Origin of the sequence: Brachybacterium sp. NBEC-018 (assembly GCF_024860185.1) — a bacterium.
Lineage (GTDB): Bacteria > Actinomycetota > Actinomycetes > Actinomycetales > Dermabacteraceae > Brachybacterium > Brachybacterium rhamnosum.
The window spans coordinates 3,841,945-3,863,999 of sequence record NZ_CP100650.1 but is presented as its reverse complement, the minus strand read 5'-3'; the positions used below and the strand labels follow the sequence as shown (position 1 = coordinate 3,863,999).

Here is a 22,055-nt window from a genome sequence, read left to right as displayed (position 1 = left end):
GATGGTCGCGGCGGGGGGCGTCCTCGAAGTCGAAGGCGAGGTCCTGCACGGCGAGGTAGAGGGTGGACCCGTCGCAGAGCATGCCGGTGGGCTTGCGGGAGTGGTTCGCGGTCCAGGGGTGGGGGAGCACGTCGTCGCCGGTCGCGAGGTTCTCGCCGGTGAGCGCGTCGGGGGAGTCACCGGTGATGCGGGCGGCGCCGATGTCGGTGAAGTCCTTCCCGCCGAACCCGTGGCCGTCGCCCCAGGCGGAGTAGAGGTCGCCGTCCGCGGACCAGCAGGTGGGCCAGAGGTCGCCGTCGGAGTCGGTGCGGTGCTCGGGGGCGGGGGCGAGCTGCGCGGTGCCCACCCAGGTCGAGGCGGGCGGCCCCTGTCCCACCATGTCCGCCGCGGCGGGGCCGGCGGGGAGCAGGGAGAACGGGGCGAGGAGAACGGCGGCGCCGAGGGGCGCGAGGGTGCGGGGGAGCGAACGGGCCACGGGGGAACCTCCATTGGTCCTGGCACGGGGTGGCGTTGCCCGCTCCACGCTACGGAGCGGCGCGCCGTTTAGCAATCGTTTACCGGCATCGGTCGGGATTCATCGCGGTCAGGGCCTGTACAGCCAGGTGGGTGGCTCCCTAGGCTGATCCGACCGCAGGGAATCGTTCCCCGTGCAGCACTCCGGCCGCCCACGGCCACCTCAGACCCGCCATCCGCTGTCGCCCCGACGCTCGACGAGGAGCTCCCCGTGCCGCATGACGTCCTGATCCGCCTGGTCCCCGGTGACCGGCGCCGCCTGCTCGACGCCTCGCCGAGCCCCGACGAGCCCTGGTACATCAACGACCACACGCTGATCCGGGACCGCGAGGGCCGCTGGCACGTCTTCGGCATCTGGCACCCCGAGCCCGCCGATCCCGCCCACGAGCGGCTCTTCCTCCACGCGAGCACCGCGGATCTCGAAGGCGCGCCGTGGACCATCCACGACCCCGTCATCCCCGCCCGCACGGAGATCGGCGAGGAGCACGTGTGGGCGCCGCACGTCATCGAGCACGAGGGCCGCTTCCGGATGTTCTACTGCGGCGGCCGCGCCGACCACGCGGACTACCGGATCGAGCTCGCGACCAGCGACGACCTGTTCACCTGGGAGCTCCACCCGGGCGGCTCCCTCGTCACGGACGGCTTCGACGCCCGGGACCCGATGGTGCTGCGGGACGGGGACCGCTGGCTGCTCTACTGCACGCGCACCTCGACCCCGCAGGGCGGCTTCCACGAGGTCTCCGTGCGCACCTCCGAGGACCTCGTGACCTGGTCCGATCCGCTCGTCGCCTACCGCTCGACGCAGAGCGGCACCGTGGGCGGGCCCACCGAGTCGCCCTTCGTGGTGCCCGTGGGGGAGGGGTGGCTGCTGTTCGTGTGCGAGTCCGGCGAGTACGACCGCACCCTCGCCTACTACTCCACGGACCCGCTGCGCTTCGAGGACTCCGGCCAGGTGGAGGTGGACCTCGAGGAGCACTGCGCGGAGATCGTCACCGACCCCGGCGACCCCACGCGCCGCTGGATCACCGGCGGCGGCTGGGGCCGCGGCGGGCTCACGATCCGCCCGCTCGCGATCCTCGTGGACGGGGTGCCCGCATGAGCGGCCTCGCCGGCCACCGGGTCACGGCGATCGAGCCGCTCACCCTGCGCAGCCGGTACACGCGGAGCATCGGCCGCAACGCCCGCCTCGGCGCGCACGGGGACGGCCCCGAGGCGCGCGGCTGGCTGGTGCGCACCGACACCGGGCTCGTGGGCTGGGGCATGGACGAGCGGGCGCCCTCGGAGCCGTCGTCCCTCGTCGGCCGGCCCCTCGAGGAGCTGATCGACCCGGCCACGGGCGTGGTCGAGCCGGCGGCCCTGGGACTGGACGTGGCCCTCCACGACCTCGCGGCGCGCGCGCTCGAGCTGCCGCTGCACGTGCTGCTCTCGGGCGGCGGGAGCGCGGTGGCGCCCACGGTGCCGGCTGTGCCCGCGGTGCCGGCGGCGCCCGCGGTGCCCTGCTACTCCGGCGCGATCTACTTCGACGACCTCGACCCCGACGGCGCACCCCGCGGCCTCGACGCCGTGCTCGAGTCCTGCGCGGCCGACCACGCCGCCGGGCACCGCGCGTTCAAGCTCAAGCTGGGGCGCGGGAACCGCTGGATGGAGGCGGAGGCCGGCTACGCGCGGGACCTCGAGGTAGTGCGCGCCGTGCGCGCCGCGCACCCGTCGGCCCACCTGCTCGTGGACATGAACGACGGCTACTCCGTGGAGCGCACACTGCGCTTCCTCGAGGACACCGCCGAGCTCGACCTGTTCTGGATCGAGGAGCCCTTCGCGGAGGAGCGCAGCGGCCTCACCCGGCTCCGGGCCCGGCGGCGGGAGCTCGGCGCCGGGGTGCTCGTGGCCGACGGCGAGTTCGACCCCGACGTGGAGGCCGTGCTCGATCTCGCGGCGGCCGGGCTCGTGGACGTGCTGCTCATGGACGTGCTGTCCTTCGGCGTCACGGCCTGGCGCGCGCTGCTGCCGCGCGTGCGCGAGCTCGGCGTGCAGGCCTCCCCGCACGCCTGGGGCCACCCGCTGAAGACGCTCTACGCGGCGCAGCTCGCCGCGGCGAGCGACGTCGTGCCCGTGGTCGAGGGCGTCCCCGGCACCACCGACGGGGTCGACGACTCCGGCTACACGCTGCGGGACGGCGCGATCCGGCTGCCCCGGGCGCCAGGGCTGGGGCTCGAGCTCACTTCAGCCCGGCCATCTTGATGTTCGCGATGATCTGCCGCTGGAACACGAGGAAGATGACGAGGATCGGTGCCGCGGCGCACGCGGAGCCGGCCATGAGCAGCCCCAGCTCCGAGGAGCGCTCCCCGCGGAACGCCGCGAGGTACTGCTGCACCTGGTAGAGGTCCGGGCTGGTGATCGTCATGACCGGCCACACGAAGCCGTTCCAGTACGCCATGAAGCTCGTCATGCCGACCACCACGAAGGGCGCCTTCGACAGCGGCAGGAAGATCCGCAGGTACACGCCCCACGGGCCGCAGCCGTCCATGACGGCGGCCTCCTCGAGGCTCGAGGGGATGTTCAGGTAGAACTGCCGCACGAAGAACACGTGGCCCGCCGCCGCCATCCCGGGGATCACGAGCACGGCGAGGGTGTCGAGCATGTGCAGGTTCGTCACGACGATGAAGCTCGTGAGCAGGATCGTCATGCCGGGGATGAACATCGTCATGAGCACGAGCGGCCACAGGACCCGCTTGCCGCGGAACTCGAGGCGGGCGAAGGCGTAGGCGGCCATCGAGTTCACGGCGATGGACCCCGCGGTGAACAGCACCGCGCCGAGGCCCGTCACCGTGAGGGTGCGCAGGAACGAGGGGTCGGCGAGGATCTGCGCGTAGTTCTGCCACTGCCACACCTCGGGGAAGAACTGGAACGGCGTGCTCACCACCTCGGTGCGCAGCTTGAAGCCGGAGATCACCATCCACGCGAGCGGGAACAGCGCGAGCGCCACGATCACCGCGGCGGCGAGGGCCCGCAGGGCGAGGAGCAGCAGCGCGCGCGGGCCCCGCGGCCGATGGCGGCGCCGGCGGGCGACGCGCTGCGCGGCCGCGGGATCGGCGGGGACGGGGCGGCCCGGGAGCAGGGTCTCGACGTCGGCGGTCATGTCAGTCCACCAGCTTCTCGGAGTTGACGATGCGGAAGATGACGGAGGAGATCGACCCGAGCACCACGAAGAGCAGCAGTGCCGCCGCGATCGAGTAGCCCACGTAGGCGTCCCCGCGGAAGTGGTTGAAGATGAAGAGGTTGGGCAGCTCGGTCGCGCCGTCGGGCCCGCCGCCGGTCATGACGAGCGGCAGCTCGAACTGCTGGATCGCGCCGACGAACCCGGTGACGAGCAGGAACAGGAGCACGTTCTTCATCTGCGGGATCGTGATGTGGCGGGTGATCTGCCACCAGGAGGCCCCCTCGAGCTGGGCGGCCTCGTAGAAGCTCTCGGGGATGTCGAGCATCGCGGCGATCATGATGAGCGTCGTGATCCCGAGCCCCAGCCACACGGCGGGCACGGCGATCGCGCCGAGCGCCCAGCGCGGGTCCCCGAGCCAGGCCTGGTTCGGCACGCCCACGACGTTGACGATCGCGTTGAGCAGGCCGCCGGAGTAGTCGTAGATGAGCACGAAGGTGATCGAGGCGATGACCCCGGAGATGACCGACGGGATGTAGATGCTCACCTTGAGCAGGGTCGCGGCGCGGCGGGACACGGAGGTCGCGAGGGATGCCACGAGGAACGCGATGACCAGCCCCGCCGGCACCGTCATGAGCACAAACTGCAGGCCGTGCACGACGGACTCCCAGAACGCGCTGTCCACGAGCACGTCGCGGAAGTTCTTCAGGCCCACGAACTCGGAGTCGGTGTAGAAGCTCCAGTCGAAGAAGCTGAGGTGCACGGCCTGGATTGCGGGCCAGGCGACGAAGATCCCCAGCAGCACGAGCACGGGGGCGAGCATCACGTAGGCCATCGCGGTCTCCCCGCGGCGGCGCGGGGCGACCGGCCGCGAGGGGGCCGTGCGGGCGCCGACGGTCGCGCTCATCTCAGCCGTCCATCTCGGCGCGGGTCTCGGCGAGCTTCTCGCGGTCGATGACCTTCTGGATCTCCTTCTGCGCGGTCGCGAGCGCCTCGGCGGGGGACTTGTCGCCGAGCATGCCGGCCTGGATCGCGTCGCCCATCGCGAGGTTCACGTCCCACGGGTACTGCGCCTCGGGGATGCAGTGGGGGACCACGTCCTCGAAGATCACCGAGGACCACGGGGCGTCGGAGGCGGCGGGGTCGGCGTCGACGACCGTCGCGACCTCCTCCCGCGCGGGGGCCTTCGTGAACTGCGTGTCCACGAAGAAGGGCTTCAGGACCTCCGGGTCCCCGCCGAGCGCCCAGCTGATGAAGGTCGCGGTCGCCTCGGGCTGCTTGGCCTTCGCGTCGACGACCCACTTCATGTTGCCGATGGTGGAGACGGAGGTGGTCTGGTCGCCGTCGTTCTGCACCCAGGGCGCCGTCCCCGTGAGGGGGACGACGTCGGCGTAGTCGGCGGCGAGCTCGGACATGGCCCACGAGCCCTGGGAGGTCATCGCGACCTTCTTCTCGCCGAAGGCCTGGGCGGAGTTGCCCGCGCCGAGGGGCTGGCGGGGGATCCACGAGTTGTCCTGGAGGGTCTTGTAGAAGCCGATGAGCTCCTCGTACCTCGCGTCCTCGGCATCGGCCGTGGACCAGTCCTCGGAGATCGGGAGGTGGCCGGCGACGTGCATCTGCGAGGCGATGGTGGTCCACCCGAAGGTCGCGGAGTCCACGGCGGTGTTGAGCGGGAACTGCCCGTTGCCCATGACGGGGGCGAGGGCCTCGCAGGCCGCGTACATCGAGTCCCAGTCGGTGGGAGGGGAGTCGGGGTCCAGTCCCGCCTTCTCGAAGAGGTCCTTGTTCCAGAAGAGCATCATCTGGGGCTCGACGAGGAGGGGGAAGGCGTACCAGCTGCCCTGGTACTGGCAGACCTCCTTCGCGGCGTCGGTGACGCCTCCGAGGACGTCCGCCCCGATGAGGTCGTCGAGCGGGAGCAGCAGGCCGGTGCGGGCGGCGGTGTCGAGGCGCCCGGCCTGGATGTAGAGGTCGGGGGCGTTGCCGGCGGCCTGGGCGGTCTTGAGCTTCTGGTCCCAGGCGTCCCCGGGGACGACCTGGTACTTCACGTAGACCTCGTCCTGGGCGGCGTTGAAGTCCTTGACGATCTTCTCGTACCAGGCGTTCTCCGGGGTCGTGAAGACGTTGCCCCAGAACTCGACCTGGGTGCGTCCCTTCGCGGCGGGATCGTCCTTGGACTCGCCGGGGGTGCCGCTGCCGCAGGCGGCGAGCCCGGCGGAGGTGGCGGCCGCGGCGGCGGCTCCGGTGAGGAATGACCTTCTGCGCATTGCTCGTCCTTCCCTGGGGGTGCGACGGTGCACCGGGGTGGGGTCCTCGCGGGCGGTCCGGCCGACGTCGGCGTCGGGGAGATCCGCTCCGGGGGACGACTACGGAAGTAATCGTTTACGCACAAGGTAGTGCGAGGCGCGGGCGCGGTCAACAGATCGGACGTATCAGGGCAGTTCCTGCAGGTGGGTGACGGGACCCCGGCGTGGCAAACGATTCCCTCCGCGAAAAGCAGTCCCGTCGTGGCGGTCTCGCGTGGGACGCTTCTCCGACCGCGAACCGCGGGCCGGAACGGAGGGGCCATGACCATGACGCATCGCCTGACCTGGGCGGACCTGCCCGCGAGCGTGCGTGCCCGGGTGGCGACGCTGCTCGGCGAGGAGGTCGCCCGCACTCGCTCGTGCCGGGGCGGGTTCTCGCCCAGCACCGCCGAGGTCGTCACGGGGCAGGGCGGCCGATCGCTCTTCGTGAAGGCCGTGCGCGAGCGGGACAACCCCGGCTCCGTCGAGCTCAACCGGCGGGAGGCGCGGGTGCTCGCGCGGATCCCCGCCGCGGCCCCGGTCCCGGCGCTCGTCGACGAGTTCGAGGACGGGGAGTGGTTCGTGCTCGTCACCGAGGCCGCCCCGGGCGCGCTGCCCGCGGAGCCCTGGCGCCGTGATCAGCTCGCGCAGGTGCTCGTCGCCCTCGACCGCCTGCAGGCGACGGTCACGCCGTGCCCGGTCCCCGGCCTGCCGACGGTGCCCGAGCACCTGGGCCCGGACATGCTCGGCTTCGAGCGCGTCGCCGCGGACGTCCCCGCAGGCCTGGACCCCTGGCTCGCCGCGCACCTCGAGGCGCTGTGCGCCGCGGGCCGGCGCGGGATCGACGCGCTCGCCGGGGACACCCTGTGTCACTCCGACCTGCGCAGCGACAACCTCGTCATCGACGACTCCGACGACTCCGACGGCGGCGCGGTGCGCCTCGTGGACTGGGCGCACGCCTCCGTCGGCAGCCCCGTCGCGGACGCCCTCCAGCTGCTCTCCTCGGTCGACGACCCGAGCGGCGCGCTCGGCGTGGACGCGCACGTCGACGCGGTCCTCGCCGCCCATGACCTCCCGCCCACCACGGGCACCGACGTGCTCGCGGGCATCCTCGGCTTCTTCGTGGACGCCGCGCGGCTGCCCGCCACCCTCCCGGGCCTGCGCGAGCACCGCGAGGCCCGGCGTGACGGGCTGCTGCCGCTCGTGCGCACGCGCTGGGAGCGCGAGCTCACTTCAGGCCGGAGGTCTTGATCGACGCGACGATCTGCTTCTGGAAGACGAAGAAGATCCCGAGCGTGGGCAGGGCCGCGACCGTCGCCGCGGCGAGGATGTAGTTCCAGTCCGCCGCGTACTGCTGCTGGAAGGTCTGGATGCCCACCTGGACCATGCGCAGGTCCGGATCCGAGGTGACCGTCATCGGCCACACGAAGGCGTTCCAGTTCGCGAGGAAGAAGAACACCGCGAGCGCGGCGAGGATCGGCCGGGACAGCGGCAGCACGATCTTCCAGTAGATCGTCCAGTAGCTCGCGCCGTCCACGAGCGCCGCCTCCTCGAGCTCGTCCGGCAGGGACACGTAGAACTGGCGCAGCAGGAAGATGCCGAAGGCGTTGAAGATCGCCGGCACCACGAGGCCCGCGTAGCTGTCCACCATGCCGAGCGTGCGCACGATGATGAAGGTCGGGATGATCGTGACGGGGGCGCTCACGAGCATCGTCGCGAAGATCGCCAGGAAGATCCGCTCCCGCCCCGGGAACTGCAGACGGGCGAGCGCGTAGGCGGCCATCGAGTGGAACCACAGGGCGATCACGGTCACCGCGGCGGAGACGAGGAAGCTGTTGAGCAGGTACCGGGCGAAGGGCACCTGGGAGAACACGTAGGCGTAGTTCTCGAGCGTGAACGTCTCCGGGATCAGGCTGGGGGAGTTGACCTCCTGCGCGGTCTTGAAGGAGCCGAGCACCATCCACACGAGCGGGAACACGGTCGCGAGGGCGAGCGCGATGCCGAGGGCGAGCAGCAGCCCGGAGCGGCGCCGGGCGCGGGCGCTCCCGGGCCTCCGTCGGCCGACGGTCGTCGGGGTCTCAGTCGTCATGGGAGAAGCGACCTCCTCGGGTGGCCAGGAACATCCCGGCGGAGACGATCAGCAGGAACACCACGAGCACGGAGCCGACGGCGGCCGCGTAGCCCAGGTCCCCGAACAGGAACGCCTGCTGGTAGATGTAGAAGATGAGCAGGGACGTCGAGTTCGCGGGGCCGCCGCTGGTGAGCACGAAGATCATGTCCAGCCCGCCGGTCACGACGGCGACCATCGAGGTGAGCAGCACGAAGAAGCTCGTGGGGGCGAGCAGCGGCAGGGTGATGCTGCGGAACCGCTGCCAGGCGTTCGCGCCGTCGATCCGCGCGGCCTCGTAGAGCTCGCCGGGGATGTCCTGCAGCCCCGCGAGGAAGATGATCATGTAGTAGCCCATCTGCAGCCAGACGGTCACGGCGACCACGGTGCCCAGGGCGAGCTTCGGGTCGCCGAGGAACGAGATCCCGTCGATCCCGATCGCGGAGAGCGCCGTCGCGATGACGCCGGTGCGATCGGTGAGCATGAACTGCCAGATCATCGAGACGACGACCATGCTCACGACGTAGGGCAGGAACAGTGCGGAGCGGATGATGCCCACGGCCGGGAACCTCTGCTGGACGAGCAGCGCGAGGCCGAGGCCCACCACGAAGATCAGCGGCACGAGCGTGACCAGGTAGATGAGGGTGACGCGGGCGCTGTTCCAGAACTGCGGGTCCTTCGCCATGCGCACGTAGTTGTCCACGCCGATGAAGTCGACGTTGCCGAAGCCGTCGATCCAGAAGAACCCGAGCACCACGGAGAGCAGCATCGGGATCGCGACGAAGACGGTCAGGCCGATGGCGTCCGGGGCGAGGAACAGGGCGGCGGCGCGGGCCTCGCGGCGGGAGCGCTGCGTGCGGGTGGTGGTGGCGGCACTCATACGAGAGTCCCTCCCTGGTAGGTCTCGAGGTAGCTCTCGATCGTCTGCTGCGCGCGGTCGGACTCCTCGGTGGGGTCCCCGCCGGCGAGCTCGACGGACTGCAGGGCGTCGGAGACGGCCTTGTAGACGGCGGGCGGGAAACGGGGCTCGCCGCGGCCGGTGGGGAGGATGTCGTCGTGGAAGGTCGCGAGGTGCTCGTCGGCGAAGGCGTCGGAGGCGACGAGCGCCGCGTCGACGGAGGCGCGGGCCGGCATGTTGCCCTTGACCGGTCCGTTCCAGGCGGCGACGTGCTCGATCGAGGAGGGCTCCATCGAGCCGAGCACCTGCACCACGAAGCGCGCCGCGGATTCCGGGTCGGCGCCGCGGGCGTTGACGCACCAGGCCCAGCCGCCGAGCGCCGTGATCGTCTCCTTGCCGGGCGGGGCGGGCAGCGGCATGACGCCGAAATGCTTGTCCGGGGCGTTCAGCCGCAGGTTCGAGACGTCCCAGACGCCGGTCTGCCAGAAGGCGGCGTAGCCGGAGCTGAAGGCGGAGACGATGTCGCCGTTGGCGGGGCGCGTGCGCGGGGTCGCGCCGCTCGCGATCGCCCGTCCGTACAGGTCGAGGGCCGCCTGGGCGCCCTCGCCGCTGAACACGGGGCGCTGTGTCGAGGGGTCGACGACGTCCCCGCCGGTCTGCCAGAGCCAGGGGTAGAAGGTGAAGTTCTGGTAGTAGCCGGGGTCCACGTCGAGCACGAGCCCGGTGATGGTGCCGCTGCTGAGCCGGGCGGAGAGGTCCAGCAGCTGCTCCCAGTCCTGCGGCAGGTCACCCTCGGCCACGCCGGCGCCCTCGAGCAGGTCGGGGTCGTAGAACAGGGCGAGCGGCTCCTGCTCCATCGGCAGACCGTAGATCGCCTCGCCGTCGCGGCGGGTGGTGAGGGCCTCGGGGTAGAAGTCGTCGATGGCCTCCTGCTCCATGTACGGGGCGAGGTCCTCGAGGACCCCGCCGTTCGCGTAGCGCAGGTAGTCGCCGGGGGAGATGAGGAAGATGTCCGGGCCGTCGCCGGAGGCGAAGGCGATCGGCATCCGCTGGTTCATCTGGTCGCCGGTCATGTAGACGGGGCTGATCTCGCGCTCCCTGGAGGCGTTCCAGGCGTCGATCGCCTGCGCGAACCAGTCCGACTGGGCGACGAGGTTCGGGTCCTGCTGGGGTGCGGGGCTGTAGAAGTTCCAGAAGCTGAGCGGGCGGTCCGCGCGGGAGGCGGAGCACGAGCTCAGCAGGGGGACGGTCGCCGCCGCCGCGGCGCCCGCGAGGACGGTGCGACGACGAGGGATCGGATCCGGTGGCACAGGGTTCCTCCTCGAACCATGGCGGCTGCGCTGCGGGCCGGGGCACCGCAGGATCGCAGAAAACGATTGCTGGCCACCGTAGGGGCGGGATCCGGGGGCGTCAACCGTCGGAACGAGAAGTTCTCCCAGGACGGTGCAGGTTCGGTCTGTGGCCCGCGTGAACGGGTTGCGTCGAATGGTTGACCGGCCGCGGCGCGAACCCTAGGGTGCGTGTAAACGTTTCCCACGCCTGACACCAGATCACCGACCCGAGGATGTGTCGTCGATGCCGGATCCCACCGCGCGCCCTGCGAGCCCGGCAGGCCTCGCCCGCCTGCGCCCCACGCTCACCCGCTCGATCAGCCCCGAGAACCCCGACGGCGCCGTCTCCGGCGGTGCCCTCGCGACCGAGGGCACCGGCGCCGCCGCCGCGCGCGACCTGGGCCGCGGCTGGAAGGTCTCCCCCAGCGTGAACGTCCCCGCGGGGAGCACCTACACCCTCGGCGAGATCGACGAGCCCGGCGTCATCACCCACCTGTGGATCACCACGCACACCGACCACTGGCGCACGCTCGTGCTGCGTGCCTACTGGGACGGCAGCGAGGAGCCCGCCGTGGAGGTCCCCTACGGCGACTTCTTCTGCCACGGCTGGGGCGTGTTCGCGCAGGTGGACTCCCAGATGATCGCCGCGAACCCGCACGGCGGCTTCAACTCCTACTGGCCCATGCCGTTCCGCGAGGGCGCCCGGCTCACGATCGAGAACACCTCGGACGCGGACGCGATCGTCTACTTCCAGATCACCTACGAGGTGGGCGGCGACCATCGCGAGGACGCCTACTTCCACGCCCAGTGGCGCCGCTCGGAGCCGCTCACCGCGGGCGAGACGCACGTGCTGCTCGAGGGCGTCGAGGGTCAGGGGCAGTACGTGGGCACCTACCTCGCCTGGGGCGTGAACTCCCCGGGCTGGTGGGGCGAGGGCGAGCTGAAGTTCTCCCTCGACGACGACCCGGCGGACGGCTCCGCCCCCACGATCGCCGGCACCGGCACCGAGGACTACTTCGGCGGGGCGTGGAACTTCGACGTCCCCGGCGAGGGCTACACCGCCTTCACCACCCCGTACCTGGGCATGCCGCAGGTGATCAGGCCCGACGGCCTCTACGTCTCCCAGCAGCGGTTCGGCCTGTACCGCTGGCACGTCGCGGATCCGATCCGCTTCGCCCGCGGGGTGCCGCGCGTGGACGTGCAGGCGCTCGGCTGGAAGTCCGGCTGGCGCTACCGACAGCTGCACGACGACATCGCCTCGACCGCCCTGCTCTACCTCGACCGGCCCGTGACCCACCGCCCGCCGGCCCCCACCTTCGACGCGATGGAGGTGTTCCTCGGCACCGGCGCCGGGCACCACGTCGCGACCGGACCCGCCCGCCCCACCACGACCGGGAGCGACTCATGACCACCACCGCCTCGTCCACCAGCACCTACGCCCTCCCCGAGCTGCGTGACCCGCTCCCCGCGCCGGAGCGCACCGCCTACCTCATCCCGAGCGGCGACCTGCGCGAGAGCGCGAACGTGCCGGCCTGGCCGTTCCAGCAGGAGCTCGAGCGGATCGTCGGCGAGGCCGTGGGCGCGACCGGCTGGAGGGTGCGGCGCGCCTTCGAGCCCGATGCGGAGCTCGGCCACGGCTTCATCCGCTCCCAGCGCATGGGCATGGAGGTGTTCCGCGCGATCCCGCCGGACGCCCCGCTCATCGTCGCCACCGCGAACTGGCAGTACAGCCACCACGTGCTCGCGGGCCTGCGCACCCACCGCGGCCCGATCCTCACGGTCGCGAACTTCGCCCCCGAGTGGCCGGGCCTCGTGGGCCTGCTGAACCTCAACGGCGGGCTCACCAAGATGGGCCGCGCCTACTCCTCCCTGTGGACCGTCGACGGCACCGACGAGGCCTTCCTCGCGGGCGTCGCCGAGTGGATCGACACCGGCCTCGTGCGCCACGACGCCTCCCACGTGCAGGAGCTGCCCCCGCTGCCGCGCACGGCGGAGGTCGAGCTCGGCACGGCCCTCGCGGACCAGCTCCAGCGGGACAAGGCCATCATCGGGATCTTCGACGAGGGCTGCATGGGCATGTACAACGCGATCATCGACGACGAGATGCTGAACCCGCTCGGCATCTACAAGGAGCGCCTGTCCCAGTCCGCCCTCTGGGCGGAGATGCAGACGGTCCCCGACGAGGAGGCCGACGCCGTCGGCGCGTGGCTGCGGAAGGCGGGCATGACCTTCCGCCTCGGGACCGACGAGGCCACCGAGCTCACCGAGGCCCAGCTCCGCTGGCAGCACAAGATGTACGTCGCGGCGCTGCGGATCAGCGACGACTTCGGTCTGGACGCCGTGGGCATCCAGTACCAGCAGGGCATGAAGGACGTGTGCCCCGCCTCGGACCTCGTCGAGGGCCTGCTGAACAACGTCCGCCGCCCTCCGGTGACGAGCCGCGACGGCTCCCGCGTGCTGTGGGAGGGGGAGGCGCTGCCCAACTTCAACGAGGTCGACGAGGGCGTCGCGGTCGACGCCCTGGTCACGAATCGGATCTGGACCGCGATGGGCATGGACCCCGCGACGACGCTGCACGACGTGCGCTGGGGCGAGGAGGTGGGGGAGGACTACGTGTGGGTCTTCGAGATCTCCGGCTCCGTCCCGCCGAGCCACCTCACCGGCGGCTACGCGGGGGCCGAGGGCTGGCGCCAGGGCCCGGCGTTCTTCCCCGCCGGCGGCTCCACGATCAACGGCGTCTCCCGTCCCGGCGAGATCGTCTGGTCCCGCGTGTACGTCCAGGACGCCGCCCTGCACGTGGACCTGGGCCGCGGCAGCGTCGTGGACCTCGGCGCGGAGGAGACGCAGCGCCGCAAGGACCTCACGAACCCCGAGTGGCCGATCGCGAACGTCGTGCTGCACGGCGTCACCCGGGACCAGTTCATGGCCCGGCACAAGGCCAACCACGCGCAGCTCGTCTACGCGGACGACGCCGACGCCGCGGACCGCGCGCTCACCGCGAAGGCCGCGCTCTTCCACCGCCTCGGGGTCGCCGTGCACCTGTGCGGTGACGCTCCCATCGTGGGGTGAGGCGCGCGCGGTATTTTGTCCGGGCCTGACCACACGAGGAGAGCACCATGAGCATCGCCCGCACCGCGCGTCCCACGATCCTCGACGTGGCGCGCGCCGCGGGCGTCTCCACGGCGACGGTCTCCCGGGTCATCAACGGCGCCTCCACGGTGGACAAGGAGCTCGCGCGCAAGGTGCAGGCGGCCGTGCGCTCCACGGGCTACGTGCCCAATGCCGTCGGCCGGTCGCTGCGCCGCGGCGGCACCGCGCAGATCGCCGTCGTCGCGCCGGATGCGGAGAACCCGTACTTCGCGCAGATCGTCATGGAGGTCGAGCGGATCGCGCGCGCCCAGAACCACTCGGTGACGGTCGCGCACACGGAGGACGACCTCGACCTCGAGCGCCTGGCCTTCTCCCACCTCGTGGGGCGGCAGGTCTCCGGTGTGCTGCTCGTGCCGGTCTCCTCGGGCCGCACGGACATCTCCCCGCTGCGGGAGGCGGGCATCCCGGTGGTGCTCGTGGACCGTGCGATCCCGGGGGCGGAGACGGACCTCGTGGCGACGGACAACCTCGACGCGGGCCGACAGGCCGCCCGTCACCTGCAGGAGCGGGGCTACCGCCGGCCGATGGTGATCGCCGGGCCGGCGGAGCTCGCGACCACCGAGGACCGCGCGCTCGGCTTCCTCGGCGCCTGGGCGGGGGAGGGGGCGCCGCTCGCCCCTGAGCACCTGCTGCGCGGGGACCTCCACCTCGACTCGGGCCGCGAGCTCATGACGACCGCGCTCGAGGCGGGGGCGGACTGCGTCTACGTCACGAACAACCGGATGTCCGCCGGGGCCTTCGAGGTGATCCGCGGCCGGGAGGACGCCCCGGGCCTGCTGGGCACGGACGATGACCTCTGGACCCGGCTGGTCACCCCGTCGCTCTCCGTGGTCACCCAGCAGGTGCGGGCCACGAGCCGCGCGGCCGCGCGGATGCTCGGTCAGCGGATGGAGGATCCGGAGGAGGAGCCGTCGACGACGCTGCTGCGGCCCCGGCTCATCGAGCGGGAGTCCACGGCAGGGCCCCGTCGGTGACGAGCCGCATGCCCGTGTCCCCGCGGGTCGATGAGGCCTCCCGGGTGGCCCGTGCGGCGATCCCGCAGCCCGTCTCGGAGTCCTCCCGGCCCAGGTAGGAGCCGCCCCGCACCGCGCGCGCCCCGGTCGCGGGATCCGCGGCGCACCACTCCCAGACGTTCCCGGTCACCTCGTACAGCCCGAGGTCGTTGGGCGGGAACGCGCGCACGGGCGCGGTGCCGCGGTAGCCGTCCTCCGCGGTGTCCCGCAGCGGGAAGGAGCCCTGCCACAGGTTGGCCATGTGCTCGCCGTCCGGCACGAGCTCGTCGCCCCAGGGGTAGCGGGTGCCCTCGAGGCCGCCGCGTGCGGCGCGCTCCCACTCCTCCTCGGTGGGCAGGCGCATCCCGCACCAGTCGGCGAAGGCCTCGGCGTCCTCCGCGGCGAGGTGGACGACGGGATGATCGGCGCGGTCGCCGCGGCCGGCGTCGGCGTGCGTCCCGGCGGCGACGTCGGACCCGGGTCCCTCCGGGTGCGCCCAGTCCGCCCCCTCGACGAGCCGCCACCACGGGGCGCCGGGCACGGTGGGGGAGGCGCGGCGCAGGTCGGGGCGCAGCAGCCCGGAGAAGACGGCGGAGGCGCCGGCCCGCTCCGCGACGCTCACGTAGCCGGTCTCCCGGGCGAAGGTCGCGAACTCGGCGACGCTCACGCAGGCCTCGTCGACCCGCAGACCCTCGAGCTGCTCGGGGTCCACGGGCACGGCGGCGAGGCCGCGGGAGCTGACCTGCCCCACGGGCAGGATCAGGGGAGGGGCGGCGAGCGACATGACCTCACGGTAGGTCGCTCCGGGCGACCTCCCGGGGGTCTCGCAGGGGCGAGACGGTTGGTCACGAACAGGTCACGGCGCCCCGGGGCAGGGTGTCAGGAGCACGGTCCTCCCTAGGTTCCAGGGGTCCCTGCCGGAGGCCTGTCCTCCGTCCATCCCCGTGAGGAGCCGCCATGAGTCTCGACACCCGGGCCCCGTCCCCGCAGAGCACACCCTCCGCCTCCTCCGCCACGGCGGACGCCTCCGCCGCGACCGCGGAGAGCCTCGAGGACTACACCCTCCGCTTCGCCCCGCGCTCCTACCGGCGCTGGAAGCCCGCCGTCGTCGCGACGAGCGCGCTGGGCGGCATCGCCTACCTCGCGGACTTCTCCATCGGCGCGAACATCGGCCTCACCCACGGCACGGTCAACGGACTGCTCGGCATCCTCGTCGCCGCGCTCATCATCTTCCTCAGCGGCTTCCCGCTCGCCTACTACGCGGCCCGCTACAACCTCGACCTCGACCTCATCACCCGCGGCAGCGGCTTCGGCTACTACGGCTCGGTGATCACGAACGTCATCTTCGCGTCGTTCACCTTCATCTTCTTCGCGCTCGAGGGCTCGATCATGGCGCAGGGCCTGTACCTGGGCCTCGGGATCCCCCGCTGGATCGGCTACCTGATCTCGACGCTGCTGATCTTCCCGCTCGTCATCTACGGCATGAAGGTGCTCGCGAAGCTCCAGGTCGCGACCACCCCCGTGTGGCTGATCCTCATGGTCATCCCCGTGGCCTACCTCGTGATCTCGCACCCCGACTCCGTGCAGACCTTCCTGACCTGGACCGGCGAGTCCGGTGAGGGCGTGAACTTCGCGTCCGCGATGCTCGCCGCGGGCGTGTGCCTCTCGCTCATCGCGCAGATCGCCGAGCAGATCGACTACCTGCGCTTCATGCCTCCCCGCACCGCGCAGAACCGCCGCTCGTGGTGGGCCGCGACGATCCTGGGCGGCCCGGGCTGGGTGCTCTTCGGCGCGACCAAGCAGATCCTCGGCATGTTCCTCGCCGTCTACCTCGTGGCGAACGTGCCCGGTGCGCGCGAGTTCGCCAACGAGCCGGTCCAGCAGTTCCTCGCGACCTACGAGCAGCTCATGCCGGCCTGGCTCGCGATGACCCTCGCCGTGGTGCTCGTGGTGATCTCGCAGGTGAAGATCAACGTCACCAACGCCTACTCCGGCTCACTCGCCTGGACGAACTCCTTCACGCGCCTCACCAAGCGCTACCCGGGCCGCCTCGTGTTCCTCGGCGTGAACCTCGCGATCGCGCTCGTGCTCATGGAGGCGAACATGTTCGACTTCCTCAACGGCATCCTGTCCTTCTACGCGAACCTCGCCATGAGCTGGATCTGCGTCGTCGCGGCGGACATCGTCCTGAACAAGTACGTGCTGCGCCTGTCCCCGAAGGTGCCGGAGTTCCGCCGCGGCATGCTCCACGACTGGAACCCGGTGGGCATCGTGTCCCTCGTGCTCTCCGGCGGCATCTCGATCGCGATCTTCTTCGGGGCCTTCGGTGCCGCGGTCCAGCCCTTCTCCCCGCTCTTCGCGGTGGGCATCGCCGTGGTCGCGACCCCGCTCATGGCGATCGCGACCCGCGGCCGCTACTACCTGCGCCGCACGGACGACGGCATCGACCTGCCGATGTTCGACGCCGGCGGCAACCCCTCCGGCGAGACGCTCACCTGCGCCGTCACGGGGCTCGACTTCGAGCGCCCGGACATGATCGCCTCCGCCGTGCCCGGCTCCGAGGGTGAGAAGCTCTACCTCAGCTCGCTCGCCCTGACCACCGACCGCACCGGCGAGCACGTCCTGCCGAAGGAGTGAGTCCGTGCGCTTCACCCCCGCCGATTCCGAGAAGCTGCTGCTGGCGACGGCGGGGATGGTCGCGCGTGACCGCCTCGCCCGCGGTGTGCTGCTGAACCATCCCGAGGCGGTGGCGCTGCTGTCCACCTGGGTGATCGAGCGGGCCCGCGAGGGCGCGGCGGTCGAGGAGCTCATGGTCTCCGGCCGCGAGGTGCTCTCCCGCGACCAGGTCATGGACGGCGTCGCGGAGATGCTCGCGGACGTCCAGGTCGAGGCGACCTTCCCCGACGGCCGCAAGCTCGTCACCCTCCACCACCCGATCGCCTGAGGAGCGTCATGAGCGAGAGCGAACTCGTCGGCCGCACGGGCCCGGGCGCGATCCGGGTGCGGCCCGGCGTGCGCGAGCTGAACCGTCGCGCGGACCCGTCGGACGTCCGGGGGATCGTCCTGGAGAACACGGGGGACCGGCCCGTCCAGATCGGCTCCCACCTGCACCTCGCCGACGTCAACGACGCCGTGGCCATGGACCGCGAGGCCGCGCGCGGCTTCCGCCTCGACGTGCCCGCGGGCACCTCGCTGCGTCTCGAGCCCGGCGCCTCCCGGCAGGTGTCGATCGTGCGCCTCGGCGGCCGCGGCCACGTGCCCGGCATCCAGATCCGCGACGGTCAGGGGGAGCGCCGATGACGCGCATCGACGCCGAGCGCTACGCCGCACTCTACGGCCCCACCACCGGCGACCAGGTGCGGCTCGGGGACACGGACCTCTGGATCGAGATCGAGGAGGACCGCACCTTCGGCGGCGAGGAGGCCGTGTTCGGCGGCGGCAAGTCGATCCGCGAGTCGATGGCGCAGGGCGGCACGACCCGCGCCGAGGGCGCCCTGGACACCGTCATCACCAACGCGATCGTGCTGGACCACTGGGGCGTCGTGCGGGCGGACGTCGGCCTCCGCGACGGCCGCATCGTCGCGCTCGGCAAGGCGGGGAACCCGGACGTGCAGGACGGGATCCACCCGTCCCTGCACATCGGCCCCTCGACGGACGTCATCGCGGGGGAGGGGCGGATCCTCACCGCGGGCGCCTTCGACACCCACGTGCACCTGCTCTCCCCGTCCCAGATCCACGAGGCGCTCGCGACGGGCATCACGACGATCGGCGGCGGCGGCACAGGCCCCTCGGAGGGCTCCCGCGCCACCACGGTCACCCCGGGCGCCTGGCACCTGGGCCGCATGCACCAGGCGCTCGACCACCTCCCCGTGAACGTGCTGCTGCTCGGCAAGGGCAACACCGTCTCCGCCGAGGGACTCGCGGAGCAGGCGCTCGCCGGGGCCGCCGGCTACAAGGTCCACGAGGACTGGGGCGCGACGCCCGCCGCGATCGACGCCTCCCTGCGCGCCGCCGAGGAGCACGGCCTGCAGGTGGCCCTGCACTCGGACTCGCTGAACGAGTCCGGCTTCGTGGAGTCGACGATCCGCGCGATCGGGGGCCGCACGATCCACGCCTTCCACATCGAGGGCGCGGGCGGCGGCCACGCCCCGGACATCCTCGAGATCGCGTCGCTGCCGCACGTGCTGCCCGGCTCGACGAACCCGACGCTCCCGCACACGGTGAACACGGTCGCCGAGCACCTCGACATGCTCATGGTGTGCCATCACCTCAAGCCCTCCGTCCCGGAGGACCTCGCCTTCGCCGAGTCCCGCATCCGGGCGACGACGATCGCCGCGGAGGATCTGCTCCACGACATGGGTGCCCTCTCGATCACCTCCTCCGACGCCCAGGCCATGGGCCGGATCGGGGAGGTCATCACCCGCACCTGGCAGGTCGCCCACGTCATGAAGCACCGGGTGGGGGCGCTCGGCGGCGGCCTCCCGGCGGACAACGAGCGCGCCCGCCGCTACGTCGCGAAGTACACGATCAACCCCGCGATCGCGCACGGCGTGGACGCGCACATCGGCTCCGTCGAGCCGGGGAAGCTGGCGGACCTCGTGCTCTGGGACCCGCGCTTCTTCGGCGTGCGGCCGGATCTGGTGATCAAGGGCGGCATGATCGCGTGGGCGGGCCTCGGCGACCCGAACGCCTCGATCCCCACGCCGCAGCCGGTGCTGCAGCGCCCCGCCTTCGGGGACGCGATCGGCGGGCACCTCTCCGTCTCCTTCGCGGCGCCCGCCGCGGTGGAGGACGGCCTGCGCGAGCGCCTGGGCCTCACCCGTGAGCTGCTGCCCGTCGCCTCCACGCGCGAGGTGACGAAGGCGGATCTCGTGAACAACACGGCCCTGCCCCGCATCGACGTGCGGCCGGACACCTTCGAGATCAGCATCGACGGCGAGCGGGTCGTGCCGGCCCCGGCGAGCTCCCTGCCGCTCGCGCAGCTGTACCAGATGTTCTGATGCCCGTTCCTGCCCTCTCTGCGCCGGCGCCCGCGACGATCGCCATGCTGCTCGCGGACTCCCGCCTGCCCGCGGGCGCGCACGTCTCCTCGAACGCGCTCGAGGCGGCGCTGCGGGACGGGCTGCGCCGGGGCGAGGTGGGTGCCTATCTCGCCTCCCGTCAGGTGACGGTGACCCGGGTCGAGGCGGGCACCGCCGTGCTCGCCCGCCACCTCGCCCTCACCTGCACCCCCGAGGAGCTCGCGCCCGCGCTCGCCGGCCTCGAGGCGGAATGGGCGGCCCGCACGCCCGGCCGTGCCCAGCGGGAGATCACGCGCGTTCTCGGCGACGGCCTGCGCCGCCTGGCCGACGTCCTCTGGCCCGGCGCGATCCCGCCCCTCGCGGCGGGAGCGCCCCCGCGGCCCCGCCCCGTCGTGCTCGGCCTCGTCGCCGCGGCCGCCGGGCTGCCCGCCCCGGAGCTCGTGCGGCTCGTCGCCTACGACGACGCGCAGACCGTCGTCGCCGCCCTGCTCAAGCTCGAGCCCGGCGACCCCCGTGCGGGCGCCGCGCTCGTGCTCGAGGCCTGCGCCGCGATGGAGCCGCACGTCGGCCCGCTCGCGGCGCTGCAGGACCCGGCGCTCCTCCCGAGCGCCGGCGCACCCCAGACCGAGGACTGGGCAGAGGCCCAGTCCGCACTGCCCAGGAGGCTGTTCCGTGCCTGATCCCGTCACCCCCACCCGCTCGCTGCGGCTCGGCGTCGCCGGTCCCGTCGGCACCGGCAAGAGCTCGCTCATCGCGACCGTGTGCCGCGCCCTCGCCGGCGAGCTGCGCCTCGGCGTCATCACCAACGACATCTACACCGACGAGGACGCCCGCTTCCTGCGCTCCGCCGGCGTGCTCGACCCGGAGCGGATCCGCGCGGTCGAGACCGGCGCCTGCCCGCACACCGCGATCCGGGACGACGTCACCGCGAACCTCGCGGCCGTCGAGCAGCTCGAGGCGGACTTCGACCCGCTCGACGTGGTGCTCGTCGAGTCCGGAGGCGACAACCTCACCGCGACCTTCTCCCCGGCGCTCGTGGACGCGCAGCTGTTCGTGCTCGACGTCGCGGGCGGCGGCGACGTGGCCCGCAAGGGCGGCCCCGGCATCGGCCGCGCGGATCTGCTCGTCGTCAACAAGATCGACCTCGCCCCCTATGTGGGGGTCGACGTCGAGCAGATGGTCGCCGACGCCCTCGAGGCGCGCGAGGGCCGCCCCGTGCTCGCTCTCTCCCGCAGCGACGAGGCCTCGGTCCAGGAGCTGCGCGCCTGGGTGCTGGCGATGCTCGCCGGCCACCGCGAGGGCACCCACGAGCCGCAGGACCCGGGCCCCATGGCCCCGCACTTCCACGCCGACGGCGAGGAGCACACGCACGACCACGACCACGAGCACCCGCACGAGCACTCCCACGCCTGATGACCCGGATCGCCATCGAGCGGGCCGCGGGGCCGGTGCGCCTGCACCTCGCCCCGGGCCTGCTGCAGCCGCGCCTCGTCTCCCGCGGCGGCACCTCCGCCCAGGTGGCGCTCGTCGCGAGCGGCGCGACGCTGCTGGGCGGGGACGAGGTCGCCGTGGACGTCGAGGTGGGGGACGGCTGCACGCTCGGGATCGAGGACGTGGGCGGCACCGTCGCCTACGAGAGCACGGGCGTGCCCAGCCGCTTCGACGTGCGCATCCGCCTCGGGGCGGGCGCACGGCTGATCTGGCGGGCGCACCCCTTCGTCGTGACCGACGGGGCCGACGTCCGTCGGCGCACCGCGATCACCCTCGGCGAGGGCGCCGCGCTGCTGCTGCGCGAGACCCTCGTGCTGGGCCGCACGGGGGAGCGGGGCGGCCGCCTCGCGACGGCCCTCGAGGCCCGGGGCGCGGGCGGCGTGCCGCTGCTGATCGAGCACCTCGACCTGGACGGTGCCTCCCCGCGACCGGGCGTGCTGGGCGGGCACCGGGTGCTCGACACGGCCCTGCTGCTCGGCCGCCGCCCGCCGGAGTCGCCCGTCGACGGCCCCACGGACAGCGGCGCCCCCCGCGTCCTGCACCTCGAGCAGCCCGCGGCGATCGGCCGCGCCCTCGGCGCGAGCGCGCACGCGACCGGCGTGGCGGCGATGATGGAGTCCTGGGCGCCCGCGGTGGGCGCCGGGGAGGACGGGGCATGACCCACGAGCACGCGCACCATCACGCGCACGAGCACGCCCCCGTCGGCCCTGCGACCCTCGAGGGCGAGCACCCGGTGCGCGCGACCGCCGCGCTGCTCGAGGACGGGCAGGACCTGGACCGTCTCGCCGAGCGCCTCTCGGTGCTCGCGGATCCGCGCCGGCTGCGGATCCTCTTCGCCGTGCACGCGCACCCGGGGATCCGCAGCTCGGACATCGCCCGCGTGACCGACGCGCACGACTCGACGACCTCCCACGCCCTCGCCCTGCTCCGCGAGGCGGGCTGGCTGCGCACCGAGCGCCAGGGCCGAGAGGTGCGCTACCACCTCGCCGATCCGCTGGGCCATCGGATCCTCCACGAGATCGGCTCCGAGCACCTGCCCGGCGTGGAGCACCGCAGCACCTGACCCCGTCCCGGCGCTCCCCGGCCGCCAAGGGGCGGCAACCCGTCGCTTCC

Annotated in this window: 21 protein-coding genes; 14 read left to right on the top strand and 7 right to left on the bottom strand. The window is 72.5% G+C overall.

The window, feature by feature from the left end:
* Positions 1-724: 724 nt before the first annotated feature.
* The gene (locus NLU66_RS17685) at positions 725-1,612 is read left to right on the top strand and encodes a glycosyl hydrolase family 32 (RefSeq protein WP_259360908.1); all 888 of its coding nucleotides are present in this window, start codon (positions 725-727) and stop codon (positions 1,610-1,612) included.
* Positions 1,609-2,751, top strand: a complete 1,143-nt coding sequence (locus tag NLU66_RS17680) for a mandelate racemase/muconate lactonizing enzyme family protein (RefSeq protein WP_259360907.1) — start codon at positions 1,609-1,611, stop codon at positions 2,749-2,751. The genes NLU66_RS17685 and NLU66_RS17680 overlap by 4 nt, the downstream gene beginning before the upstream one ends.
* Here the strand turns inward: NLU66_RS17680 and NLU66_RS17675 are convergent.
* The 3 genes from NLU66_RS17675 to NLU66_RS17665 are packed head-to-tail and all read right to left on the bottom strand — an operon-like array spanning position 2,729 to position 5,934.
* Positions 2,729-3,649: a carbohydrate ABC transporter permease gene (locus tag NLU66_RS17675; protein WP_259360906.1), complete on the bottom strand. Its 921-nt coding sequence runs from the start codon at positions 3,647-3,649 to the stop codon at positions 2,729-2,731. The genes NLU66_RS17680 and NLU66_RS17675 overlap by 23 nt on opposite strands.
* 1 nt (position 3,650) lies before the next feature.
* On the bottom strand, positions 3,651-4,574 hold the full coding sequence (locus NLU66_RS17670) for a carbohydrate ABC transporter permease (RefSeq protein ID WP_259360905.1): 924 nt from the start codon (positions 4,572-4,574) through the stop codon (positions 3,651-3,653).
* A gap of 1 nt (position 4,575) precedes the next feature.
* The gene (locus NLU66_RS17665) at positions 4,576-5,934 is read right to left on the bottom strand and encodes an extracellular solute-binding protein (protein ID WP_259360904.1); all 1,359 of its coding nucleotides are present in this window, start codon (positions 5,932-5,934) and stop codon (positions 4,576-4,578) included.
* 300 nt (positions 5,935-6,234) lie between these two features.
* Between NLU66_RS17665 and NLU66_RS17660 the strand changes: the two genes are divergently transcribed.
* Positions 6,235-7,203, top strand: coding sequence for an aminoglycoside phosphotransferase family protein (locus NLU66_RS17660; RefSeq protein ID WP_259360903.1), 969 nt, complete (start codon positions 6,235-6,237; stop codon positions 7,201-7,203).
* Here NLU66_RS17660 and NLU66_RS17655 read toward each other — a convergent pair.
* The 3 genes from NLU66_RS17655 to NLU66_RS17645 are packed head-to-tail and all read right to left on the bottom strand — an operon-like array spanning position 7,181 to position 10,267.
* Complete coding sequence (locus NLU66_RS17655) at positions 7,181-8,041, bottom strand: carbohydrate ABC transporter permease (protein WP_259360902.1); 861 nt, start codon at positions 8,039-8,041, stop codon at positions 7,181-7,183. The two genes, NLU66_RS17660 and NLU66_RS17655, sit on opposite strands and share 23 nt — an antisense overlap.
* Positions 8,031-8,939, bottom strand: coding sequence for a carbohydrate ABC transporter permease (locus NLU66_RS17650; RefSeq protein ID WP_259360901.1), 909 nt, complete (start codon positions 8,937-8,939; stop codon positions 8,031-8,033). The genes NLU66_RS17655 and NLU66_RS17650 overlap by 11 nt, the downstream gene beginning before the upstream one ends.
* Positions 8,936-10,267, bottom strand: a complete 1,332-nt coding sequence (locus tag NLU66_RS17645) for an ABC transporter substrate-binding protein (protein WP_259360900.1) — start codon at positions 10,265-10,267, stop codon at positions 8,936-8,938. The genes NLU66_RS17650 and NLU66_RS17645 overlap by 4 nt, the downstream gene beginning before the upstream one ends.
* Before the next feature lie 265 nt (positions 10,268-10,532).
* On the opposite strand from NLU66_RS17645, the gene NLU66_RS17640 reads away from it, so the two are divergent.
* Genes NLU66_RS17640 through NLU66_RS17630 form a run of 3 tightly spaced genes read left to right on the top strand, consistent with a single transcriptional unit; the run spans position 10,533 to position 14,412 of the window.
* Entirely contained in the window at positions 10,533-11,696 is a 1,164-nt protein-coding gene (locus NLU66_RS17640) for a glycoside hydrolase family 172 protein (protein ID WP_259360899.1), read from the top strand.
* A complete protein-coding gene (locus NLU66_RS17635) occupies positions 11,693-13,357 on the top strand; it encodes a fucose isomerase (protein ID WP_259360898.1) in 1,665 nt (554 codons plus the stop codon). The genes NLU66_RS17640 and NLU66_RS17635 overlap by 4 nt, the downstream gene beginning before the upstream one ends.
* 47 nt (positions 13,358-13,404) lie before the next feature.
* The gene (locus tag NLU66_RS17630; protein ID WP_259360897.1) at positions 13,405-14,412 is read left to right on the top strand and encodes a LacI family DNA-binding transcriptional regulator; all 1,008 of its coding nucleotides are present in this window, start codon (positions 13,405-13,407) and stop codon (positions 14,410-14,412) included.
* Here NLU66_RS17630 and NLU66_RS17625 read toward each other — a convergent pair.
* Positions 14,375-15,214 carry a formylglycine-generating enzyme family protein gene (locus tag NLU66_RS17625; RefSeq protein ID WP_259360896.1) on the bottom strand — a complete coding sequence of 280 codons (840 nt, stop codon included), beginning with the start codon at positions 15,212-15,214 and terminating at the stop codon, positions 14,375-14,377. The two genes, NLU66_RS17630 and NLU66_RS17625, sit on opposite strands and share 38 nt — an antisense overlap.
* Before the next feature lie 173 nt (positions 15,215-15,387).
* Here NLU66_RS17625 and NLU66_RS17620 point away from each other — a divergent pair, with 173 nt between their 5' ends.
* From NLU66_RS17620 to NLU66_RS17585, 8 genes are read left to right on the top strand one after another with little or no spacing between them, the layout of a single operon-like run.
* Complete coding sequence (locus tag NLU66_RS17620; protein ID WP_259360895.1) at positions 15,388-17,067, top strand: purine-cytosine permease family protein; 1,680 nt, start codon at positions 15,388-15,390, stop codon at positions 17,065-17,067.
* 4 nt (positions 17,068-17,071) lie between these two features.
* Positions 17,072-17,374, top strand: coding sequence for an urease subunit gamma (locus NLU66_RS17615; RefSeq protein ID WP_137768951.1), 303 nt, complete (start codon positions 17,072-17,074; stop codon positions 17,372-17,374).
* An 8-nt stretch (positions 17,375-17,382) separates the two neighbouring features.
* Complete coding sequence (locus tag NLU66_RS17610; RefSeq protein ID WP_259360894.1) at positions 17,383-17,730, top strand: urease subunit beta; 348 nt, start codon at positions 17,383-17,385, stop codon at positions 17,728-17,730.
* On the top strand, positions 17,727-19,430 hold the full coding sequence (locus tag NLU66_RS17605; protein ID WP_259360893.1) for an urease subunit alpha: 1,704 nt from the start codon (positions 17,727-17,729) through the stop codon (positions 19,428-19,430). The genes NLU66_RS17610 and NLU66_RS17605 overlap by 4 nt, the downstream gene beginning before the upstream one ends.
* Positions 19,430-20,131: an urease accessory protein UreF gene (locus NLU66_RS17600; RefSeq protein WP_259360892.1), complete on the top strand. Its 702-nt coding sequence runs from the start codon at positions 19,430-19,432 to the stop codon at positions 20,129-20,131. The genes NLU66_RS17605 and NLU66_RS17600 overlap by 1 nt, the downstream gene beginning before the upstream one ends.
* The gene (ureG, locus tag NLU66_RS17595; RefSeq protein ID WP_259360891.1) at positions 20,124-20,864 is read left to right on the top strand and encodes an urease accessory protein UreG; all 741 of its coding nucleotides are present in this window, start codon (positions 20,124-20,126) and stop codon (positions 20,862-20,864) included. The genes NLU66_RS17600 and ureG overlap by 8 nt, the downstream gene beginning before the upstream one ends.
* Complete coding sequence (locus tag NLU66_RS17590) at positions 20,864-21,601, top strand: urease accessory protein UreD (RefSeq protein WP_259360890.1); 738 nt, start codon at positions 20,864-20,866, stop codon at positions 21,599-21,601. The genes ureG and NLU66_RS17590 overlap by 1 nt, the downstream gene beginning before the upstream one ends.
* Positions 21,598-22,005 (top strand): ArsR/SmtB family transcription factor, encoded by a 408-nt coding sequence (locus NLU66_RS17585; RefSeq protein WP_259360889.1) that lies wholly within the window; start codon positions 21,598-21,600, stop codon positions 22,003-22,005. Before NLU66_RS17590 ends, NLU66_RS17585 begins: the two co-directional genes overlap by 4 nt.
* Positions 22,006-22,055: the final 50 nt, after the last annotated feature.

Bases quoted from the DNA above. Each gene is read 5' to 3' on its own strand.
- NLU66_RS17680 (WP_259360907.1), top strand. From the start codon at position 1,609: ATGAGCGGCCTCGCCGGCCACCGGGTCACGGCGATCGAGCCGCTCACC.
- NLU66_RS17675 (WP_259360906.1), bottom strand. From the start codon at position 3,649: ATGACCGCCGACGTCGAGACCCTGCTCCCGGGCCGCCCCGTCCCCGCC.
- NLU66_RS17670 (WP_259360905.1), bottom strand. From the start codon at position 4,574: ATGAGCGCGACCGTCGGCGCCCGCACGGCCCCCTCGCGGCCGGTCGCC.
- NLU66_RS17665 (WP_259360904.1), bottom strand. From the start codon at position 5,934: ATGCGCAGAAGGTCATTCCTCACCGGAGCCGCCGCCGCGGCCGCCACC.
- NLU66_RS17660 (WP_259360903.1), top strand. From the start codon at position 6,235: ATGACCATGACGCATCGCCTGACCTGGGCGGACCTGCCCGCGAGCGTG.
- NLU66_RS17655 (WP_259360902.1), bottom strand. From the start codon at position 8,041: ATGACGACTGAGACCCCGACGACCGTCGGCCGACGGAGGCCCGGGAGC.
- NLU66_RS17650 (WP_259360901.1), bottom strand. From the start codon at position 8,939: ATGAGTGCCGCCACCACCACCCGCACGCAGCGCTCCCGCCGCGAGGCC.
- NLU66_RS17640 (WP_259360899.1), top strand. From the start codon at position 10,533: ATGCCGGATCCCACCGCGCGCCCTGCGAGCCCGGCAGGCCTCGCCCGC.
- NLU66_RS17635 (WP_259360898.1), top strand. From the start codon at position 11,693: ATGACCACCACCGCCTCGTCCACCAGCACCTACGCCCTCCCCGAGCTG.
- NLU66_RS17630 (WP_259360897.1), top strand. From the start codon at position 13,405: ATGAGCATCGCCCGCACCGCGCGTCCCACGATCCTCGACGTGGCGCGC.
- NLU66_RS17625 (WP_259360896.1), bottom strand. From the start codon at position 15,214: ATGTCGCTCGCCGCCCCTCCCCTGATCCTGCCCGTGGGGCAGGTCAGC.
- NLU66_RS17620 (WP_259360895.1), top strand. From the start codon at position 15,388: ATGAGTCTCGACACCCGGGCCCCGTCCCCGCAGAGCACACCCTCCGCC.
- NLU66_RS17610 (WP_259360894.1), top strand. From the start codon at position 17,383: ATGAGCGAGAGCGAACTCGTCGGCCGCACGGGCCCGGGCGCGATCCGG.
- NLU66_RS17605 (WP_259360893.1), top strand. From the start codon at position 17,727: ATGACGCGCATCGACGCCGAGCGCTACGCCGCACTCTACGGCCCCACC.
- NLU66_RS17600 (WP_259360892.1), top strand. From the start codon at position 19,430: ATGCCCGTTCCTGCCCTCTCTGCGCCGGCGCCCGCGACGATCGCCATG.
- NLU66_RS17590 (WP_259360890.1), top strand. From the start codon at position 20,864: ATGACCCGGATCGCCATCGAGCGGGCCGCGGGGCCGGTGCGCCTGCAC.
- NLU66_RS17585 (WP_259360889.1), top strand. From the start codon at position 21,598: ATGACCCACGAGCACGCGCACCATCACGCGCACGAGCACGCCCCCGTC.